The 19,516-nt window shown below is 74.9% G+C and carries 17 protein-coding genes and 1 pseudogene; 7 read left to right on the top strand and 11 right to left on the bottom strand.

Features of this window, described 5'->3' with window-relative positions; genetic code table 11:
• Nucleotides 1-10: 10 nt before the first annotated feature.
• A complete protein-coding gene (locus AB0D46_RS23335) occupies nt 11-1,318 on the bottom strand; it encodes an MFS transporter (protein ID WP_362880074.1) in 1,308 nt (435 codons plus the stop codon).
• Nucleotides 1,319-1,430: 112 nt separating this feature from the next.
• Here AB0D46_RS23335 and AB0D46_RS23330 point away from each other — a divergent pair, with 112 nt between their 5' ends.
• Both AB0D46_RS23330 and AB0D46_RS23325 read left to right on the top strand, forming a co-directional pair.
• Nucleotides 1,431-2,501 (top strand): AI-2E family transporter, encoded by a 1,071-nt coding sequence (locus AB0D46_RS23330; protein ID WP_362880073.1) that lies wholly within the window; start codon nt 1,431-1,433, stop codon nt 2,499-2,501.
• Between the two features lie 65 nt (nt 2,502-2,566).
• Entirely contained in the window at nt 2,567-2,809 is a 243-nt protein-coding gene (locus AB0D46_RS23325; RefSeq protein WP_362880072.1) for a DUF6158 family protein, read from the top strand.
• Nucleotides 2,810-2,932: 123 nt separating this feature from the next.
• Here AB0D46_RS23325 and AB0D46_RS23320 read toward each other — a convergent pair whose 3' ends face one another.
• Both AB0D46_RS23320 and rpmG read right to left on the bottom strand, forming a co-directional pair.
• On the bottom strand, nt 2,933-4,075 hold the full coding sequence (locus AB0D46_RS23320) for a GTP-binding protein (RefSeq protein WP_362880070.1): 1,143 nt from the start codon (nt 4,073-4,075) through the stop codon (nt 2,933-2,935).
• Nucleotides 4,076-4,192: 117 nt separating this feature from the next.
• Complete coding sequence (gene rpmG / locus AB0D46_RS23315; protein ID WP_362880068.1) at nt 4,193-4,357, bottom strand: 50S ribosomal protein L33; 165 nt, start codon at nt 4,355-4,357, stop codon at nt 4,193-4,195.
• Between the two features lie 129 nt (nt 4,358-4,486).
• Between rpmG and AB0D46_RS23310 the strand changes: the two genes are divergently transcribed.
• Complete coding sequence (locus tag AB0D46_RS23310) at nt 4,487-6,181, top strand: MFS transporter (protein ID WP_362880066.1); 1,695 nt, start codon at nt 4,487-4,489, stop codon at nt 6,179-6,181.
• Between the two features lie 36 nt (nt 6,182-6,217).
• Here AB0D46_RS23310 and AB0D46_RS23305 read toward each other — a convergent pair whose 3' ends face one another.
• A complete protein-coding gene (locus AB0D46_RS23305) occupies nt 6,218-7,636 on the bottom strand; it encodes a tetratricopeptide repeat protein (protein ID WP_362880065.1) in 1,419 nt (472 codons plus the stop codon).
• Between the two features lie 151 nt (nt 7,637-7,787).
• Here AB0D46_RS23305 and AB0D46_RS23300 point away from each other — a divergent pair, with 151 nt between their 5' ends.
• Nucleotides 7,788-9,134, top strand: a complete 1,347-nt coding sequence (locus AB0D46_RS23300) for a M64 family metallopeptidase (protein ID WP_362880064.1) — start codon at nt 7,788-7,790, stop codon at nt 9,132-9,134.
• 16 nt (nt 9,135-9,150) lie between these two features.
• Here the strand turns inward: AB0D46_RS23300 and AB0D46_RS23295 are convergent.
• A pseudogene (locus tag AB0D46_RS23295) lies at nt 9,151-9,407 on the bottom strand (serine hydrolase); the annotation flags it as partial.
• A gap of 167 nt (nt 9,408-9,574) precedes the next feature.
• Entirely contained in the window at nt 9,575-11,272 is a 1,698-nt protein-coding gene (locus AB0D46_RS23290) for a carboxylesterase family protein (protein WP_362880062.1), read from the bottom strand.
• Between the two features lie 229 nt (nt 11,273-11,501).
• Between AB0D46_RS23290 and AB0D46_RS23285 the strand changes: the two genes are divergently transcribed.
• The gene (locus AB0D46_RS23285) at nt 11,502-12,827 is read left to right on the top strand and encodes a hypothetical protein (RefSeq protein WP_362880061.1); all 1,326 of its coding nucleotides are present in this window, start codon (nt 11,502-11,504) and stop codon (nt 12,825-12,827) included.
• A gap of 81 nt (nt 12,828-12,908) precedes the next feature.
• On the opposite strand, the gene AB0D46_RS23280 is transcribed toward AB0D46_RS23285, so the two are convergent.
• From AB0D46_RS23280 to AB0D46_RS23270, 3 genes are read right to left on the bottom strand one after another with little or no spacing between them, the layout of a single operon-like run.
• The gene (locus AB0D46_RS23280; RefSeq protein WP_362880060.1) at nt 12,909-13,937 is read right to left on the bottom strand and encodes an NAD(P)/FAD-dependent oxidoreductase; all 1,029 of its coding nucleotides are present in this window, start codon (nt 13,935-13,937) and stop codon (nt 12,909-12,911) included.
• Entirely contained in the window at nt 13,934-14,482 is a 549-nt protein-coding gene (locus AB0D46_RS23275) for an isoprenylcysteine carboxylmethyltransferase family protein (protein WP_362880058.1), read from the bottom strand. The genes AB0D46_RS23280 and AB0D46_RS23275 overlap by 4 nt, the downstream gene beginning before the upstream one ends.
• Before the next feature lie 13 nt (nt 14,483-14,495).
• Nucleotides 14,496-15,557, bottom strand: a complete 1,062-nt coding sequence (locus tag AB0D46_RS23270) for a 3-oxoacyl-[acyl-carrier-protein] synthase III C-terminal domain-containing protein (protein ID WP_362880056.1) — start codon at nt 15,555-15,557, stop codon at nt 14,496-14,498.
• An 88-nt stretch (nt 15,558-15,645) separates the two neighbouring features.
• On the opposite strand from AB0D46_RS23270, the gene AB0D46_RS23265 reads away from it, so the two are divergent.
• A complete protein-coding gene (locus AB0D46_RS23265; RefSeq protein ID WP_362880055.1) occupies nt 15,646-16,575 on the top strand; it encodes a UbiA family prenyltransferase in 930 nt (309 codons plus the stop codon).
• A 22-nt stretch (nt 16,576-16,597) separates the two neighbouring features.
• Here the strand turns inward: AB0D46_RS23265 and AB0D46_RS23260 are convergent, their stop codons facing one another.
• Nucleotides 16,598-17,635, bottom strand: coding sequence for a PHP domain-containing protein (locus tag AB0D46_RS23260; protein ID WP_362880054.1), 1,038 nt, complete (start codon nt 17,633-17,635; stop codon nt 16,598-16,600).
• A gap of 119 nt (nt 17,636-17,754) precedes the next feature.
• Between AB0D46_RS23260 and AB0D46_RS23255 the strand changes: the two genes are divergently transcribed.
• On the top strand, nt 17,755-18,594 hold the full coding sequence (locus AB0D46_RS23255) for a class II glutamine amidotransferase (RefSeq protein ID WP_362880052.1): 840 nt from the start codon (nt 17,755-17,757) through the stop codon (nt 18,592-18,594).
• Nucleotides 18,595-18,634: 40 nt separating this feature from the next.
• Here the strand turns inward: AB0D46_RS23255 and AB0D46_RS23250 are convergent, their stop codons facing one another.
• On the bottom strand, nt 18,635-19,423 hold the full coding sequence (locus AB0D46_RS23250; protein WP_362880051.1) for a VOC family protein: 789 nt from the start codon (nt 19,421-19,423) through the stop codon (nt 18,635-18,637).
• Nucleotides 19,424-19,516 lie beyond the last annotated feature (93 nt).

The following is a 19,516-nucleotide window of genomic DNA, read 5'->3' as shown; positions in this document are numbered from 1 at the left end:
GGGACCCGGGTCAGGCCCTCGCGCCGCTCGGGTCCTCCCGCCGGGCCGCCCCTTCCCGGGCGGCCCGGCGGCGCAACGCGTCCTCGTCGGTGGCGGCGTCGTACGAGATCAGCTTGGGCAGCAGCGCCGCCAGCACGGCCACGGACGCCACGCAGGCGAGGCCGCCACTCCAGAACGCCGGCTGGGTCCCGGTCCACCCGGCCATGGTGCCCGCCCGGACCTGGCCGAGCTGCGGACCGACGCTGTACGAGAGCACTTCGATCCCGGCGAGCCGCCCCCGCAGCTCCTCGGGGATCGTCTGGTTCCAGATCGTGGCCCGGCCCAGCCCGCTGAGCATGTCGCCCGCGCCCGCCACCGCCAGGCAGGCCAGCACGATCCAGATGCCGGAGAACCAGCCGGCCGCGGCGATCGCCAGCCCCCAGACGGCCGCCCCGAAGACCACGAGGAGTCCGTGCCGGCGCACCCGGGACACCCAGCCGCTGGTCATGCCCAGCAGCAAGGAGCCCACGGCGCCGGCGGCGTACATCAGACCCAGTGCCCACACCGCGTCCAGCTCGTCCGCGAGGAAGGGGAGGATCGCGTTCGGGAAGGCGAAGAACATCGCCGCCAGGTCCACCGCGTACGTGCCGAGCAGCACCGGTCGGCTCCACGCGTACCGCGCGCCCTCCCCGATCGCCCGCAGGGACGGCCGTACGGCGCCCCCCACCGGCGGCGCCGGCCGCAACCGCAGGCACAGCAGCACCGACACGAAGAAGCCCGCCACCGTCACCGCGTACGCCGGGGCGTAACCGGCCCAGGCGACGACCACACCGGCCAACGCCGGCCCGGCGATCGCGCCGAACTGGTAGCGGAGCCCGTTGAGGGCGGCCGCCGCGGACAACTGGTCGTGCGGCACGATACGCGCCATCAGCGAATCCAGCGCCGGCCGCTGAAGACCGGTCAGCGCCGACACACCGGCCGCCACCACGTACAGCGGCCACAGCAACGGATCCGGGAGCAGCGCGTTGACCAGCAGGATCAGCGCCAGCAACCCCAGCCCGGCCTCGGTCAGCAGGATCAGCCGCCGCCGGTCGACCGCGTCGGCCAGCGCGCCCCCGTACAGCCCGCAGACCACCAGCGGGACGAGTTCGACGGCGCCCATGGCGCCGACCGCGAGCGGCGAGTCCGTGAGGTGCTTGATCTGGAGCGGCAGCGCGATCATCGCCATGAACGAGCCGAAGAACGTGACGGTGCCCTGGTAGAAGAGCAACCGGAAGTCGCGGCTCGACCGCCAGGGGGCGAGATCGGGCAGCACGGCGCTCCAACGGGAAGTACTCACGACGGGCCATCGTCCGTGTCCCGGCGCGCCCCGGCAAGGCATTTTCTCCCCGGACGGGCGAAATCAGCCGCCGCCGCGTGGCAGGTCCCACCCGACGTGGCAGGCATGAACCATGCCGACGGTGTCCCCGCTCCTGCGTACGGTCGCGTCCTACGCCTGGCGCCTCCTGGTCGTCGGCGCGGCCGTGTACGCGGTGTTCGCCCTGCTGGGCCGCTTCCACGAGATCGCCGTGGCGCTGTTCCTCGGGCTGATCCTCACCGCGCTGCTCGGTCCGCCCACCCGCGGCCTCACCCGCTTCCTGCCCGGCTCCCTCGCCGTCGCGATCACCCTGGTCGGCACCGCGGTGCTGCTCGTGGGGGTGCTCGCGCTGGTCGGCGAGGCGGTGGCGGGGGAGAGCACCACCTTGGTCCGCGAGTTCCGCGAGGGCCTCGACAGCATCGAGGAGTGGCTGGAGCGGCCGCCGTTCCGGGTGAACCCCGAGGCGCTCTCCGACGTCCAGTCGAAGGTCGGCGCGTTCCTCTCCAGCCACCGCTCGACGCTGCTCAGCACCGCCGTCAGCGGGGCCGGCCACCTGGTGCAGGTGCTGACGGTGCTGGCCCTCGCCGCCTTCTCGTCCGTCTTCTTCCTGCACGGCGGGGACCGGCAGTGGTCCTGGTTCTGCGCGCAGCTGCCCGAGCCGGCGCGCGAGCGCGTGGGCGTCGCGGGACGCGCCGCCTGGCGCACCTTCACCGGGTACACGCACGGGATCGTGCTGGTCGCGGCGACGAACGCGGTGCTCGTCGGGGTGGCGCTGTACTTCCTCGGCGTGCCGCTGGCGGTGCCGCTCGCGCTGCTGGAGTTCTTCGCCGCGTTCGTCCCGCTCGTCGGATCCCCCGTCGCGCTGGGCGTCGCCGCCGTGGTCGCCCTGGCGGCGAAGGGCCCGTTCGTCGCGGCCCTGGTGGTCGCGCTGATCGTCGTCATCGGCCAGATCGAGGGCCACCTGCTGCACCCCCTCGTCATGAGCCGGGCGGTACGGCTGCACCCGCTGGTCGTGGCCGTCTCCGTGGTCGCCGGGGCCATCGCCGCCGGCGTGGTCGGCGCGGTGGTCGCCGTCCCGCTGGTGTCGGTGCTCTGGTCGGTGCGCACGGCCCTGCGCGCACACGCCGCGCTCAACCCGGCTCCGGTGGCCGGCACGGACGGCTGAGCGGGCGCCGGCCCGCGCGCGCGGGGGAGGAGGACTCCCTACCGTAAGACGTGGAGGTGGTCGTGATGGCCGAGCACGGTGGTGGACCCGCGGCGCGCGAGCTGGAGGACGGCAGGCTGCTGAGGGAGCTGGAGACGATCCATCGCACGCGCCACGAGACGCTGCTGCACGGGTCGGACGAGGCGCTCGCCACGCACACGCAGCGACTCAAGGAGCTGGAGGACGAGTACCTCCGCCGCCATCCGCGGCGCGCCCCGGCCGCCGCCCGCACGCGCTCGGGCGCCCGGGCCCGAGGGGCGGAGGACTGACCGGAAACTGGTCCGCCCCGCGAATGCGCGGGGCGGCGTTCGGCTTTTGCCCGTCGGCGAGCCGCCCAAACCAGGGCCCGCCCCGGAGGGAACCGCACGGGGCCGGGGGAGAACCGGCGGCGGCTACCTGACCGGGGCGAGCAGGGCGTCGAAGACGGCCGGCAGCCGCTTCCACCCCTCGCGCCCGGCGTCGTACTCGGCGTCGGTCAGCAGACAGGAGTCCAGCAGCTCGCGCAAGCCGTCCCGGTCGAGACCGGGGGACGTGAACACGAGGTGCTGACAGCGGTCGCCGTGCTCGGGATGCCAGCCGAGGGCGGCCGCCGCCCGCCGGACGGGGGGAACCAGCTCCCAGGCGGCGTCCGGGAGGGAGGCCAGCCAGGGCCCGCCGTCCTCCACGCAGAGCGCCCCGCCAGCGGCGTCCCAGGACAGCAGCGCGTCGGGCCGGTCGGCGAGCCAGAACCGGCCGCGGCTGCGGGCCGCGCCGGCGGCGAGGTCCTCCAGGGCGGCGTGGAGACGTTCCGGGTGGAAGGGTCGGCAGCGGTGCCAGACCAGGGTGGCCACCCCGGCCTCGTCCGCGTCCTGCGGCAGCAGCGCGCAGGCCGGGTGCTGCGAGGCCGCCGCCGCTTCGGTGTCGAATCCGGCGAAGGCGAGCCGGGTCAGCTCCGGTGACCCGGCGGCCACCCGCTGGGCGGTCGGGTGGAGCTGCGTCAGCAGGGCGCGGTCGGTGGGGTCGGCCGCCGGGTTGTCGACGAGGGCGAGGACGGCCGCGTACTCCAGCTGCCGGGCCCAGGTGTCACCGACGGTCCGCCGGTCGGTGGTCGAGGCGGCCAGACCCGCCTCCACCAGGTCGTCCCCGTTGGTCAGGCAGGGCAGGACCAGCGCCGGGTCGACGGCGGTCACCACGTTGGACAGCTCCAGGTGGCCCCTGCCGTGCACGGCGATCACCTCGGCCATGGCCCGGGGCTCGACCGAGTCCCACAGTTCGAGCACGGCCAGCGGGGTCGTCCCGCCGGCCGCGAGCCGGAGCAGCTCGGGAACCAAGTCCTCGCGCAGCGCGCAGCAGGCGCAGTCGTTGACCAGGGGGGTCTGCTCGCAGGTCAGGGGACCCGACGCGTCGCGCACGGTGCGCCGTACGGTGCCCCGCGCGGCGGCGGAGAGGTCGTGGTGCAGGGCGACGCTGCCGGAGACGGCGGCCAGCAACCCGTCCACCACGGCGGTGCGGGCTTCGGCGTGCAGGCCGCCGACGATCAGTACGGGCAGGCTCACGCGCCGCTCCCGTACCTAGGGCGGGAGGGGGAGGGGTGGAGGGATGACGGCACGAGGTCTCCTTCGGGGTGGTCGGGCGGGGCAGGGACGGAAGGGCGGCGCGGGCGGGCGCCGGGGTCAGCGGTCCTCACGGAAGTCGACGTGTCGCCGGGCCACCGGGTCGTACTTGCGCAGGGTCAGCCGGTCCGGGTCGTTGCGGCGGTTCTTGCGGGTGACGTAGGTGAAGCCGGTCCCCGCCGTGGAGCGCAGCTTGATGACCGGGCGTACTTCGTTGCGAGCCATGGAACGAGTATATGGCAATGACAGTCGTTTTCAATAAGTCGTCTTGAGGGCTTCTTGGGAGCTCTAAAGTGAGCGCCCTTTGCATCGGATGAGACAAATTTGTATCATCCGAGTCGAAGGAGGCTCATCATGGCGAACGAAGAACGGCTACAGGAGGACGCTCCGGCGCGCTCCCGCACGGGCGAACGCACGTCCGGGCCGGGCCCCGATCCCGCCTCCCCCACCGCCTGCGGCCACACCTCGGCCCGTCACCACACCTCCACCCGCCACCGACCCGTGCACCACACCGAACGGAACCCCATGCGCACCCCCACGCCGGACCCGCGTCGCTGGATCGTCCTCGCGATCCTGTCCGGCAGTCTCCTGCTCATCTCGATGGACACCACGATCCTCAACGTGGCGTTCCCCTCGCTCGTCGCCGACCTCCAGCCCGGCGCCGTCCAGCAGCTGTGGATCATCGACATCTACGCCCTGGCGCTGTCCGGCCTGCTCGTGACCGCAGGCGCCCTCGGTGACCGCTGGGGCCGCAAACGGCTGCTCATGGCGGGGTTCGGCATCTTCTCCGTCGCCTCGCTCATCGCCGTGTTCTCCACCGAGGCCTGGCACGTCATCGCGGCCCGCGCCCTGCTCGGCATGGGCGGCGCGGCCATCATGCCGTCCACCCTGTCGATCCTGCGCAGCGTCTTCACCGACGCCAAGGAACGCGCCTTCGCCCTCGCCGTGTGGGCCGCCGTGTTCGGTGGCGGCATGGCCTTCGGGCCCGTCGTCGGCGGCTTCCTGGTCCAGGACCACGGCTGGCACTCCGCGTTCCTCCTCAACCTCCCCGTCGCCGCGCTCATCGTCGCCGCCGGACTGCGCTACCTCCCCGAATCGCGCGCCCCGCGCGGCGCCGGCCGCTGGGACTGGTGGGGCGTCGGCCAGTCGATCGTCGGCATGCTCGCCCTCGCGGGCGGCATCAAGCAGCTCGGCAAGAGCGGCGTCGCCGACCCGCTGCCCTGGGCCCTGTTGATCCTCGCCGCCGTCGCGCTCACCGTGTTCGTCCGCCGCCAGCTCCGGCTGGAGGACCCGCTGCTCCAGGTCCGGCTGTTCGCCAAGCCCGCCTTCAGCGTCGCCGCGACCGCGATCTTCCTGCCGATGGTGGGCATGGGCGCGATCCTGTTCCTCGTCACCCAGTGGTTCCAGTACGGCCAGGGCTACACCCCGCTGGAGGCCGGGCTGCGCCTGCTGCCCGCGCCCCTCGCACTGATCTGCGCCTCGATGGTGGCCCCCACGCTCATGCAGCGCTTCCCGATCCGGCACGTGCTCGGCGCCGGACTGCTGGTCCTGGCGGCCGGTATGGCCCTGCCCTGGGCCGTCCAGCAGTTCACCGCACTCGGCTACCCCGCCTTCGCGGTCGCGCTGACCGTGATGGGGCTGGGCGCGGGCATGGCGACCACCGTCGCCTCCGTCACCCTGGTCTCCGCCGCCCCCGCGGAACAGGTGTCCAGCGCCGCCGCGATCGAGGAGACCTGCTACGAACTGGGCTCCGCGATGGGCGTCGCCATCCTCGGCAGCACGGCAGCCGCCCTCTACCGGGGCAACCTGCCCACCCTCCCCCTCGACGGCCCCACCACGAGCGCCGTACGGGACTCCGTCGGCGAAGCGGCGCACGTCGCCGAGCAACTCGGCGGCTCCGTCGGCGAGGCCCTGCTCCACACGGCCTCGCAGGCCTACACCCTGGCCATCACCCCGGCGTTCCTGATGGCCGGAGCCCTGGCCGTCGCCGCGGCCGTGACCACGTGGGCGATGATCCCGCGCGACCTGCGGCCCACCGACGACCACTGATCGGCCTCCGCGCCCCGCCCGCTCCCGTCGCCGCCCTCACCGCGGCGGCGGGAGCGTCTTCGTCGAGGGCGCGTACGGGGCCACCGGTGGCGCGTACGGCGCCGACCGCGGTCGGAACGCGGGCGCGGCCGGCGCCGGACCCAGCGTGGTCGTCCCCGGCGCCGCCCGGTGCCCCAGGCCCGTGCGGTACGCGTCCAGGGCCGCCTCCGTGCGCCCCGTACGCCGCAGCAGATCGCCCAACAGTCGGCACAGATCGGCGAGGTCCCCGCCCGCGCCGCTGCGCTCCAGCAGGGCGAGCGCCCGTACGTAGTGCTCCTCCGCCTCCTCCGTCAGCCCCCGCTCCTCCGCGATCAGCCCCAGCAGCCGGTGCGCGCCGCCCGCATGCACGCCCCCCGGGCCCGCCACCGGCCCGGCGCCCGGCCCCAGCAGGGCCGACACCAGCTCGGTGGCCTCCGCGTACCGGCCCAGCCGCCGCAGCACGTCGGCGAGCTCGACCTCCACCTGCGCCGTGTACAGGGCCGCCCGCTTGGCCGTGAGCATCTCCCGCGCCGTACGCAACTCTCGCTCGGCCGACTCCAGTTGCCCGTGCTGCGCCTGGACGTAACCGCGCATCCAGTGGCAGTGCGCCAGATCCGTCCGCAACCGCAGCTGCCGGTAGACCGCCTGTGCCTTGGCGAGCGAGGCGTCCGCGTCGGCCACCCGCCCCTCCGCGAGGAACGTCCGAGCGACCTGCCGGTGCAGGCCCGCCACCAGCGCCGGGTCCCCGACCTGTGGGGCCAGCGCCAACGCCAACTCGGCCGCGTGCGCCGCGCGGGCATGGGCGCCCATGTCGATGTACGGCCCGATGACCGCGGCGTAGAGCAGCAGCAGCGCTTCGGGATCGGCCAGCCCCTCCGCGTTCAGCGCGTCGATGGCCGACTCCAACAGGTAGCAGGCGTAGCGCAGTTCGCCCGCCAGCAGGTGCGCGACGGCCCGGCCCCGGATCGGGCGGGCCCGGCGGGTGAGCGGCTGGTCGGCCAGCAGTGCCTCGGCCTGTTCGAAGCGGGCGATGGCCTGAGGCAGCCGGCCCGCCTCCAGCGCGCAGTCCCCGAGGCCCAGCAGCGCCTCGACCCGCTCGTCGGACAGCTCCAGTTCCTCCGCGTCGGCGAGCAGGCGCCGGAAGTGGTCGGAGGCCTCCTCGGCGGACCCGGTGGCCAGGGTCCGCTGGGCGTCGGTGAGTCCCAGCCGCAACTCCGTCGCCAGCCGGGCCGGACGCCCCGTCGCCAACTCCTCGTACGAGGTGCCCAGGCGCTCGGCGAGGAACCGCAGGGCGGTCTCCGAGGGGCGGACCTTGCCCGCCTCCAGGGTCGACACGTACGCCGGGGTGTAGGCGGGCTCCGCCAACTGCCGTTGCGTCAGCCCGCGTTCCGCGCGCAGCTGTTGCACTCGGCGTCCGATGTCGACCGGTTCATCCATGAAAACCCCCTGCTGTGCGGCGTGTCGTCGTGCGCCCACCAGTATTCAGCCGCGGTGGACCATTGCGCACGCCCCGCACGCCACCTAATTTAAGCAACCACTTCAACAGACTTACCTCTTCGTTTAACTTCCTTTTCCCGTGGAGGACTTGATGAGACCGGCCATCCGATCGACCCTGCGCGCGGCCCTCGCCGCAGCCTGCGCCGGCGCCGTCCTGCTGAGCGCCCCGGCGCCCGCACTGGCCGCCGACCCGCCCCGCCCCGGCGGGCGCGTCGAGGTCGAGATACCCGGGCCCGAACACGGAGCCGAAGCCGGATCCGGCCACGTCCTCGTACCGGCGACCACACCCGCCCCGGCGTCGCCCCGCCGCTCCGCGCCGCCGCGGAGCGGCGACGGCCGGGTCACCAAGATGATCGACCACGGGCCCACCGCGGACCGGCTCGACGTGGTCGTCGTCGGCGACGGCTACACCGCCGACCAACTCGACCGGTTCCACGCCGACGCCCGGGCCAAATGGGCCGAGGTCGAGGCCGTCGAGCCCTACGCCACCTACCGGACCCTCTTCAACGTGTGGACCGTGGACGCCGTGTCCGCGGAATCGGGGGTGTCCGGCGACCCCGACCCCGGCGCCGTCCGCGACACCGCGCTCGGCAGCCACTTCTGGTGCGAGGACATCGAACGGCTGCTCTGCGTGGATCAGCCGAAGGTGGACGCGTACGTCGCCCGGGCGCCCGAGGCCGACCTGGTCATCGTCCTCGCCAACAGCGCCAAGTACGGCGGGGCCGGCTACAACGAACCGAGTCCCACCCTCGGCTACGAGGGCATCTCCACCGCCTCCGCCGGCCACCCCAAGTCGGGCCAGGTCGCCATCCACGAGACCGGCCACTCCCTCGGCAAGCTCGCCGACGAGTACTTCTACCCGGGCGTCCCCGACTACGAGCGGTACACGGGACCCGAGCCCACCGACCCCAACACCTCCATCCTCGACGCCGCCCGCATGAAGGACCAGGGCGCCAAGTGGCACCGCTGGCTCGGCGAGACCTCGCCCGACGGTGGCACCGTCGGCGCGTACGAGGGCGGCGGTTACTACGCCGCCGGACTCCACCGCCCCACCGACAACTCGTTGATGAGGATCCTCGGCAAACCCTTCAACCTGCCCGGCGTCGAAGCGATGATCGCCGGCTTCCACCGCCACGCCAACGTCGTCACCCCGCTCACACCGACCGGCCGCACCCTGCGCCTGGGCCACACGGCACGCGCCGCCGTGCCCGACCTGGCCACCACCGACGGCCGTCGGATCGAGGTGCGCTGGTACCTCGACGGCCGCGAACTGCGCCGCTTCGCGGGCCGCACCGAGGTCCGCGTCGCCGAGCTGTGGCTGTTCGACCTGCGCGGGCACAAGCTGTCCGTGACCGCCCGGGACCGCACCGATTCCGTCCGCGATCCCGCGATCGCCCGAACCCTGAGCTCCACCGCCACCTGGGACGTACGCCTCTGAGCCGCCGGCCCGGGCGTCAGGCGCCGGCCGCGTACCGCCCGAAGTCGCGCGACAGGGCGGGCGGGGTCGGCCCGCCCGGTTCCAGCCGGCTCAGCAGGACCGTCACCGTCCCGGAGGACGGAACGACGTGCGCGGCGGTACCCGTCCCGTCGACCCGGCCGTAGCGCCCGGGCACGTTCCACGGGTTCCGCGGCACGATGTCGACGGAGCCGCCGAAGCCCCGGCCCTGGCCCTCCAGGACAGTTCGCCGCCCGACCGTTGGGCCGGCGTGAGCCGGGGCGAGTCCCGCGCCATCGGGGTCCCGCCACCGTGCTCGGCGTCACCGACCGCGACACCTGCGGTCCGCCCCTCCCCGGCGATCAGGGCCACCGCACCCGGCGGGCCGCCGTCACCCACGTGCGCTTCCAGGACCTCACGGAGACCGGTCATCGGATCACCTCTCATCGGGGAGTTCGGGAGGTCTCGGCGGCATCGGGCCCGTCGGTTCCCTCGGGCCCGCCGAACGGAGGCAGGGAGTCCCACAGGGCGCAGTGGTGCTCGGCCCGCGCGTCCACCGTCCGGATGCCGTCCGCGCCGGCCGCCAGGGACAGTACGGACGCCGGAGCGGGGGAGGGAGCGGCCGTGAGGGGCGGCCACGCGGGCGCGTTCGGCCCGTTCGGCGAACCGGTGCGGGCGAAGCGGGTCCAGTACTCCGTCATCCGCTCGGACAGAGCCCGTTGGGGCGGTGCCAGGTCGACGACACGGAAGAGATAGGGAAGTTCGAAGCCGTGCGTCGCGCCGAACGGGAACTCCGGGGACTGCGGCAGCGGCACGAAGACCGGCGCGTCCCGGTCGCTGAACCGGTAACCGTACGTGGGCACATGGCGGGCCAGCGCCCCGCTGTCTCGCAGTGCGGGGCAGGTGAACGAGGCGTCCGAGAGCAGGCCGGCCCAGGCGAGCGCGGCCGTCGGGTACCGGTTCGCCGGGTACGCCGCGCCGACGGCCGGCGCCGACGCCCCGAAGGACCGCACGAGCCGCTCCCGGTAGGCCCGTTCGTCGGGCACCGGGTACGAGGGCAGCACCTGGGACAGGAAGAGCCGCATCTCGTCCCGCGCAGTGCCCTGGACCACCGGCACCCGGTGGAACCGGCCCGACTCCAGCGCCCGGCGCGGGGCCAGGGGCAACGACCCGTTCCCGTACGACAGGGCCGAGAACCGCTCCATCAGCTCCGGCGTCGCCAACCGGGCGGCGTCCAGGCCGCGCAGGCAGTCGAGCGCGGCGCTCGACGGCCCGGCGCCGCAGCCCAGTTCACGCGCCGCCCCGGCGCCGGCCGCCACCGTGCGCCGCTCCGGGACGAACGGCTCGTAGACGGCGGGCGTCGGCAGCAGTGCGTACGGCGGCATCGTGGTCGAGCAGGACCCGCTCTGCGCGACCGCCCGCCCGAACAGGCCGGCCGAGGCGGGGGACACCAGGTGGGCGCAGACACTGAGGCCGCCCGCCGACACCCCGAACACCGTCACCCGGTCCGGATCGCCGCCGAAGGCGACCGCGTTCGCCCGGACCCAGCGCAGGGCGGCCTGTTGGTCGGCGAGGGCGAAGTTGGGGGCGCCGCCCAGCTCCGGATGCCCGAAGAGGCCGAAGACGCCGAGCCGGTAGTTGACCGTGACCACCACCACGTCGCCCCGCACGACGAGCGGCTCGGGCCGGTACGCGGCCCCCGAGCCGTCGCGGAAACCACCGGGGTGGAACCACACCATGACCGGCCGGCCCCGTCCCCGGCCCGCGGGGGTGGTGACGTTCAGGAACAGGCAGTCCTCCGAGCCGGTCGCCGCGGCCGGTCCGAGCGGCGGGAGCTGTACGCACGACGAACCGGGCGCCCCGGCATCGAGTACGGCCGGCCTGTGCGGCGCCGGGAGCGGCAGCCGCCAGCGCAGCGACCCGGTCGGCGGAGCGGCGTACGGGATCCCCTCGAAGGTCTCGTACGACCCGTGGGGGCGCCCCCGTACGGGCCCCTCGGAGGTGTCGACGACCGGTCGCTCCCCGCCCCGGGCCTGCGCCGCGGACGGGGCGGCGCCGAGCAGGAACGCGGCGGCCAACAGCACGGTGGGCACCCTCGACCGGAGGGATCCCGGCGGTCGGGCGGTTCCGGCCAGCGGCATGGTCTGTCCCCTCCTGAGCGGGTGCCCCGCCCACTGTGCGCGAGCACCGTGCCCGGGTCGGGGTCGGGGGCGGCGTGTCCGGCGGGCGGTTGGCCCGACCCCCGTTTGCCCGCCCCGAATGGCGCAGTGCGCGGACGTCCGGCTGAATGTAACAAAGCGTGCGCTTCCCGTGACGCACGATGACCGGCGCGCGACGTGTAGACCCGTGCGTTGGCGAACGGAGCTTGCGATGAATGACCCCAGCACCCTCGCGACCACGGCACACGACGACCGCGACGGGCCTCCCCTCGCCCCGTACCCGACCACCGGACCGGCCGCGGCCGCGGTCCCGTCCGGGCCGCCCGATCCGGTGCCCGTGGGCATGGCGCCGCTCGAAGCGGTCACGGCGGGCCTGGCGCCGCCCGCGGTGGTGGCGGCCGGCCCGCTGCCGACGGCCCCATCGGCGCCCGCGCCCCAACCGGCCCTGACGCCCCACCCGGCGGCACCGGCCCCGGTCACACCGGTCACCCCGGTCACACCGGTCACCCCGGTCACGCCCGTCGTCCCGGTCACGCCGGTCAACCCGGTCGCGCCGGCCACCGCGACCGCGCCGACCCCCGCGTCCACACCGACCCCCGACCGGGCGGCCCCGACCGGCCCGGCCGATTCCGTCGTGCCGAGCGGCGAACCCGCCGCATCGGACCACGACGCCCACACCGAGGCCATACGGACCCTGCTGGAGACCGCGGCCACCTGTCGTCCCGTCGAAGAGGTCATCGCGTTGGTGAACCTCCTCAAGCAGACCGGCCAACTCCCCAACCCCGGACACGAGGCGCTCCGCGCGGCCGCCGTGTCCCGGCCCGTCCACGAGGTCCGGCACCTGCTCGCCCTGCTCGGCGAGCCGACGCACGACGAGGGCGAGGCCGACATCACGCTGCGCGCGGCGGCCGTCGGCCGGTCCATCGAGGACGTGGCGCTGCTGGTCAGCATCCTCGGACCCGACGCCGAAGCCGACGCCGAGGGCGAGGCCGTCCCCCGGACGGACCGCGCGCGGGCGGCGGCCCCGCAACCCCCGTCGGAGCGCGACCGGGCGACACCGGTGAAGCGTGAACGCAATCCGCGCCCCACCGCCCCCCGCCCCGCGCCGGTCCGGTCACCGGAGCGCCCGCAGGGGCCACTGCGGCACGTGCTGCGCTGGCCGGCCGCCGCGGCCCTGCTGCTGTGCGGCGTCGTCCACCTGCCGGGTGACCTGACGGCGGGCCGCCCCGCCCCGGCCCTCGGTGACCTGCTGCCCCTCGCGGTCTCCCTGCTCTGCCTGGGCGTCGGCGCCCTGCTGGCGGTGCGGGACACCGTCATGGCGTGGCGGGCCGCGGCCGTGACCGCGCTGGTCGTGGTCACGCTCCACGTGGTCGGGGGCGTCGTGTTCTACGACCCCCTGGAGCACGCGCTCGGCGGACCGCACGCCTGGGCCGGCGTCGCGACGGTGCTCTGCGCCGGCGCCGGAGCGGTCATCGCCGGACTGGCCCTGAGGTACCGGCCCGACCGGGCCCGCACCGAGTCGGGCGCCGGCGTCTGACCGGGAGCACACCGGGCCCCGACCGCGTTCCGACGCGGCCGGGGCCCTCCCGCGTTCGCCGCCCGCCGCCCGCCGCCCGGCTCAGCGGGCGAGCAGGTTCACCGCCCCCGTGAACACCCGGGGCAGGCGGGCCGCCGCCGGGACGATCCGGCCCGCGAGCGGGGAACGGCGCCGGGCCCACAACAGCGACCCCGTCAGGGTGCGGTAGCCGAACGACAGCCGCCGCCACGCCCGTTCGTACTCCTCGGGCCGGCCCGCGCGCACGCACCGGACGAGTTCCCGGGCCGCCGTCACCGCCAGCGTGAGCCCCTCTCCGGTCAGCGCGTCGACGTACCCGGCGGCGTCGCCCACGAGCAGGACCCGCCCGGCCACCCGCGTCCGCGCCCCCTGGCGCAACGGCCCCGCCCCGCGCACCGGTCCGGCCGGACCGGCCGCCAACCGTTCGGCCAGCAGCGGGAAGCGGGCCAGCTGGTGTTCGTACGGCCCCTGCTCCGAGGTCAGCACGGCCACCCCGATCCGGTCGGGCCCCAGCGGGGTCACATAGGCCTCCGACCCGTGCGACCAGTGCACCTCCACCAGGTCGCTCCACGGGGCCACGGCGTAGTGCCGGCGCAGCCCGTAGCGGGCCGGCGTGCCCGGGGCGGCCGGGGCGGTGAGGCCCAGGGCCCGGCGGACCGGCGAGTGCAGCCCGTCGGCCGCGACGAGGTACCGGGCCGCGAGCCCGGCCGCCCGAACCCCGTCGGTGTCCTGGTGGACCTCGCCGACGCGGCCCGCCACGGTCCGGACCCCGAGCGCCGCCGCCCGGGCCGCGAGGGCCTCCTGGAGATCGGTACGCCGGGCGCCGCGCCCGGGGCCGGACCGGAACAGCCCCTGTGCGCGCAGCCCCGTCACGGCGTCGACGTAGCCGATGCCGCGGAACTCCCGGCCGCCCACCGACACGCCCAGCTCCTCGAAGCGCCGTACGGCCCCCGGCATCAGCCCCTCCCCGCAGGCCTTGTCGACCGGGGTGGGACGCGGCTCGACGACGACGGCCTCCAGCCCGGCCAGCGCGGCGTGGATCGCGGTCGCCAGGCCGGCCGGACCACCGCCCGCGACGAGCAGGTCGATCACGGGGTCGCGCCCACGAGCCGCGTTCGCGTACGGGAGTCCGCCAGCGCCGCGTCCTCGCAGCGGATCCGCACCCTCAGCAGCACGGCGTTCGCCGCGGTGAAGGAGGCCGCCGTCCACCACGCCGAGTGCACCAGCGGCAGGGCGAGCCCCTCGACCACCACCGCCACGTAGTTGGGGTGGCGCAACAGCCGGTACGGGCCCGCGGCCACCAGCGGCAGCTCCGGCACCACGATCACCCGCGTGTTCCAACGCGGGCCGAGGGTGGTGACACACCACCAGCGCAGGCCCTGCGCGGCGAGGGCCGCCGCGAGCGCCGTCCAGCCGAGGACGGGCAGGAAGGGCCGGCCGGCCCACCACGGCTCCAGCACGCAGCCCGCCAACAGCGCCGTGTGCAGGGCCACCATGGTCGGGTAGTGGCCGCGCCCGTACTCCCGGCCGCCGCGCTCAAGGCTCCACGCGGCGTTGCGACGGGCGGTGACGAGCTCGGCGATCCGCTCGACCGCCACGAGCGCGAGGAGGATCAGGTACAGGGTGTACGCGGTCATCGGCATCGGTCCCTCACCAGCGCAGCAGGACGAGTTCGGAGGCGAAGCCCGGCCCGAAGGCCAGCATCAGGCCGACCGATCCGGGTGCGGGCGGCCCGGCGGCCTGGACGTCGCCGAGGATGTGCAGCACGGACGCGGAGGACAGGTTGCCCACGGCCGCCAGGGACCGGCGGCTCGCCGCGAAGGCGCGCTCCGGCAGGCCGAGGGCCTCGCTCAGGACGTCGAGGATCTTGGGACCGCCGGGGTGGCAGATCCAGGCGTCGACGTCCGACGGTTTGAGGTCGTGCCCGGCCAGGAACGTCTCGATCTCCTCCGCCACGTGCAGCCGGACCAGCTCCGGCAGCTCGCGGCCGAGCACCATGCGGAACCCCCAGTCGCCGATGTCCCAGCCGAGGAGGTGCTCGGTGCCCGGGTAGAGGCGGCTGCGGGAGGCGATCACCGAAGGCCCGGACGCGAAGTCGCGCAGGGGGTGTTCGGCGCCCACCGCGAGCAGGGCGCCCGCCCCGTCGCCGAAGAGCGCCCCGGCCACCAGGTTGGCCATCGAGGTGTCCTTCGGCTGGAGGGTGAGCGAACACAGCTCGGTCGACAGCAGCAGGGCCGCGTCCCCGGGGCGGCCCGTCAGGTGGTCGTGCAGCCGCCCGAGGCCGGCGGCGCCCGCCGCGCAGCCGAGTCCGAACAGCGGCACCCGCCGTACGTCGGGCCGCAGCCCGACACGGGAGGCGAGTCGGGCCTCCAGGGAGGGCGTCGCGAGTCCGGTCACGGTCGTCGACATGACCAGGTCGAGGTCCCCGGCGTCGAGCGTGTTCCGGGTAAGGGCGCGGGCGACGGCCAGGGCCCCGAGGTCCAGGGCGGTGCGGACGAACCGGGCGTTGGTTTCCCCGAAGGAGGGATCCGGGCCGTAGCGCTCCAGGGGCAGCGCGAGGTGACGGGAGTCGACCCGTACCGATGCGTGGACCCGGCGCAGCAGCGCGGCGTCGGAGCCCGGCGGGAGGAATCCGGCGAGCGCCTCCGTGATCTGCGACTGCCGGTACAGGTGCGGCGGGAACACGCTGCTCACTGCCAGGACACGTGTCATTGGCCCAACATAGGGAAGAACTGACGCCGCATCACGAATGACGCGGGGTGTGCGGGCCCGACGTGCCGCCACGGCGTAGCGTGAAGCGGTGCCCGCCCGCGCCCGACATGCCCGAGCCCGCTCCGCCCTCCACGACGCCCGCCCCGAACCCCACGGGGGTCCGCCGCCCGTCGGCGCCGCGCCCGCCCGGCCGGCTGCGCGGCCCGGCGCCGTGTCGGTCGGCCTGCTGAGGGCCTGCCATCCCGCGCCGGCCGCCGCCGTGACCCTGTTCGCCGCCGCGCTGGCGGCGGCCTCCGGCCGCGGGGTCGCGGGCTCCGCCCTCACCGCCGGCGCGGTCGCCGCCGGTCAGCTCTCCGTGGGGTGGTGCAACGACCGCGCCGACCTGCGCCGTGACCTGGTGACCGGCCGCCGCGACAAGCCCCTCGTCACGGGCGCCGTGCGGCCCGCCGCGGTGACCGCCGCCGCGCTCACCGCGCTGCTCGTGTGCGTCGGGCTCTCGGCCGCCTGCGGGCCCGCCGCCGCGACGGCGCACCTGCTCGGCGTGGCTGCCGCCTGGGCGTACAACCTGCGGCTCAAGGCCACCGCCGCGTCCTGGTTCCCGTACGCCCTCGCCTTCGGCCTGCTGCCCGCCTTCGTGACGCTCGGCCTGCCCGGCGCGCCCTGGCCGCCGGTGTGGCTGATCTGCGCGGCGGCCCTGTTGGGCGCCGGGGCGCACTTCGCCAACGTCCTGCCCGACATCGCCGACGATCTCGCCACCGGCGTCCGCGGCCTGCCGCAGCGGATCGGCGCCCGGTGGTCGGCCGCGGCGGCGGCGCTGCTGGTCGGCGCGTCGACGGTGTGCCTGGTCGCGGGGCCCGCGGGGCGGATCACCGGCTACGGCTGGGGCCTGCTCGCCCTGACCGCCGCCCTGCTGCTGGGTACGGTCCGCGCGCCCGGCCGGACCCCGTTCCTGGGCACGATGGCGGTCGCCGGGGCCGACGTACTGCTGCTCCTGCTGCACGGAGCGGGGCCGCCGTGAGTCCCTCGCGCGGCGCGGCCGGCTACCCGGGCGGTCGCCGGGTCCGCGTCCAGGCGAGGAGGTCGTCCGCCGCCCAGGTGTTGATGACGCGCTCGGTCGCGACCCCGCACTCCGCGGCCCGTTCGCAACCCAGGACCTGCCAGTCGAGCTGGCCCGGGGCGTGCGCGTCGGTGTCGATCGCGAAGAACACCCCGGCCGCCACCGCCCGCCTCAGCAGTCGGCGGGGCGGGTCCAGCCGTTCCGGCCGACTGTTGATCTCCACGGCCGTCCCGGACTCCGCGCACGCCGCGAAGACGGCCTCGGCGTCGAACTCCGACTCCGGTCGGGTCCGACCGGTCACCAGCCGGCCCGTGCAGTGCCCGAGCACGTCCATCAGCGGATTGTCCACCGCCTTCAGGAGCCGCCGCGTCATCGCGGGCGACTCCATCCGCAGCTTCGAATGCACCGACCCCACGACGAGGTCGAGCTCCTCCAACAACTCCGGCTCCTGGTCCAGCGATCCGTCCGCCAGGATGTCGCACTCGATGCCGGTGAGCAGTCGGAACGGCGCCCACGCCGCGTTCAGTTCCGCCACCACCCCCAGTTGTTCGCGCAACCGCTCCGGCGAGAGCCCCCGGGCCACCGTCAGCCGCGGCGAATGGTCGGTGAGCACCGCCCACGCGTGCCCCAGCTCCGCGGCGGCCCGCCCCATGGCCTCGATCGGGCTTCCACCGTCCGACCAGTCCGAGTGCAGGTGGCAGTCCCCGCGCAGGGCCGCGCGCAACGCCACGGCGGCGGGGGAGGGCGGCGGCCCCTCCGGGAGCGCGGCGGCCTCGTCCTCCAGGGCGCTCAGGTACTGCGGAACGGCGCCGTCGAGCGCTTCCAGGACCACCTGTGCCGTCTTGGGCCCGATGCCCCTGACCGCTTCCAACGAGCCGGCCGCGGCCCGCTCGGCGACCTCCGCGGCGCCCATGCGCACGAGCGCCGCCGACGCCGTACGGAACGCCTTGACCCGGTACGTGGGCGCCTGGGCCCGCTCCAGCAGGAAGGCGATCCGGTCCAGTGCGGCCACCGGGTCCATGCGCCCACCTCCTCCCGGGCCCCCTGTCGCAGGGCCCGCGCTCAGTGTCGCAAGGCCGCCGCAGCCCGGCGACCGCGGCCGCGTTACGCTCGGTACTGGCTGTGAAAGGGATGATGCCCATGTGTCGCTGGCTTGCCTACTCCGGCTCGCCCATGCTGCTCGACGCCGTTCTCTACCGTCCCGAGCACTCGCTCATCAACCAGAGCCTGCACGCCCGCATGGGGGTGGAGTCCACCAACGGCGACGGATTCGGCATCGGCTGGTACAGCCCGGACGGCGACGGCACGCCGGCGGTCTTCCGTGACATCGGACCGGCTTGGAACAACCGCAACCTGCAGGAACTGGCCGGGCACGTCCGCTCGCCGCTGTTCTTCGCGCACGTCCGCGCCTCCACCGGGTCGGCGATCCAGCAGACCAACTGCCACCCGTTCCGGCACGGACGCTGGCTGTGGATGCACAACGGGGCGATCACCGACTTCCAGCGCCTCCAGCGCGACCTGTGCATGGCGGTCGATCCGGCGCTCTTCCCGTCCATCGAGGGCTCGACCGACTCGGAGGTGATGTTCTACCTCGCCGTCACCTTCGGCCTCGACCAGGACGTCCCGGGCGCGGTGGCCCGCATGGCGGGCCTCGTGGAGCGGCTAGGCAAGGAGCACGGGGTGACCGACCCGCTCCAGATGACCGTCGCGGTCAGCGACGGCGAACGCGTGTGGGCGTTCCGCTACTCCAGCGAGGGCAAGTCCCGCTCGCTGTTCTACAGCGCCAGGGCCGAGACCGTACGCCAGCTCCACCCGGAGATCGACTTCCTGCGCGACCTGTCCGACGCGTCCCGGCTGGTGGTCTCCGAACCCCTCGGCAACCTGCCCGGCGTGTGGAACGAACTGCCCGAGGCGAGCTACGCCGTCATCCCGTCCGATCCGGGACAGGACTACCTGCCGTTCTTCCCCGAACCGCCGTAGCGGCCCGCGGGGGCGCCGATCGTCCGCGACACGGCCGCCGTCACCCGACGGTGGTCGTGAGGGTGAACAGCGCTCCGTCCGGGTCGCGGAGGGTGACCGAACGGTCGTGGCCGGTCGAGGTGACCTCGGAGACGGCGCTCCCGCCCAGGGCGACCGCCGACGCCACGGCTTCCTCCAGCCGTGGCACGCGGAAGTGCACGTGCCAGCGGGGTCGGGTGTGCGGGGCGTAGGTGGCGGCCTCCACGGGCCCGCTGTTCAAGCGGGCGACCGGCTCCCCGCCCTGCCGCAACACCACCTGGTCCTGCTCGTACGCGACCTCGCAGCAGCCCGCGCGTCCGGTCGCCCACTCCAGCACCTCCCCGTAGAACAGCGCCGCGTCGAACGCGTTGCGGGTGCGCAGCTCCAACCAGGCGGGCGCCGGTCCCACGCCGACGCGCCAGCCCGAGGAGACGGCCCCGTCCCAGATCCCGAAGACGGCGCCCTCCAGATCGGCGACGAGCGCGGCCCGGCCACCCGAGGGGAAGGAGACGGGGCCGACGGCGACGGTGCCGCTGCGCTCGCGGATCCGGCCCGCCGCCACGTCGACGTCGTCGACGGCGAAGTACGGGGTCCAGGCGATCGCCCCTCCGAGGTCCGAGGCGGGCGCCCCGATGCCGGCCACCGGGGCACCGCCCATCACGGCCACCGAGAAGGCGTCGCCGAGGGGGGCCGGGCGGAACTTCCAGCCCACGACCGCACCGTAGAAGCGCTGAGCCGCGGCCATGTCCCGGGCCATCAGGCTCACCCAACAAGGAGCCCCGAACACGTCCTTCGTCGTCATCTCAACCATGCGTGTCGCCTCTCGTCCGCCACCGCCGCCATTGCGCCGTCCCGGACTACAAGTAGCGCCCGGGCCCCCTCGGCCGGTGCAGGCGCGCCCGCA

The organism is Streptomyces sp. NPDC048383 (assembly GCF_040651775.1).
Taxonomy (GTDB): Bacteria; Actinomycetota; Actinomycetes; order Streptomycetales; family Streptomycetaceae; genus Streptomyces.
This window is presented reverse-complemented; position numbering and strand designations above follow the sequence as displayed.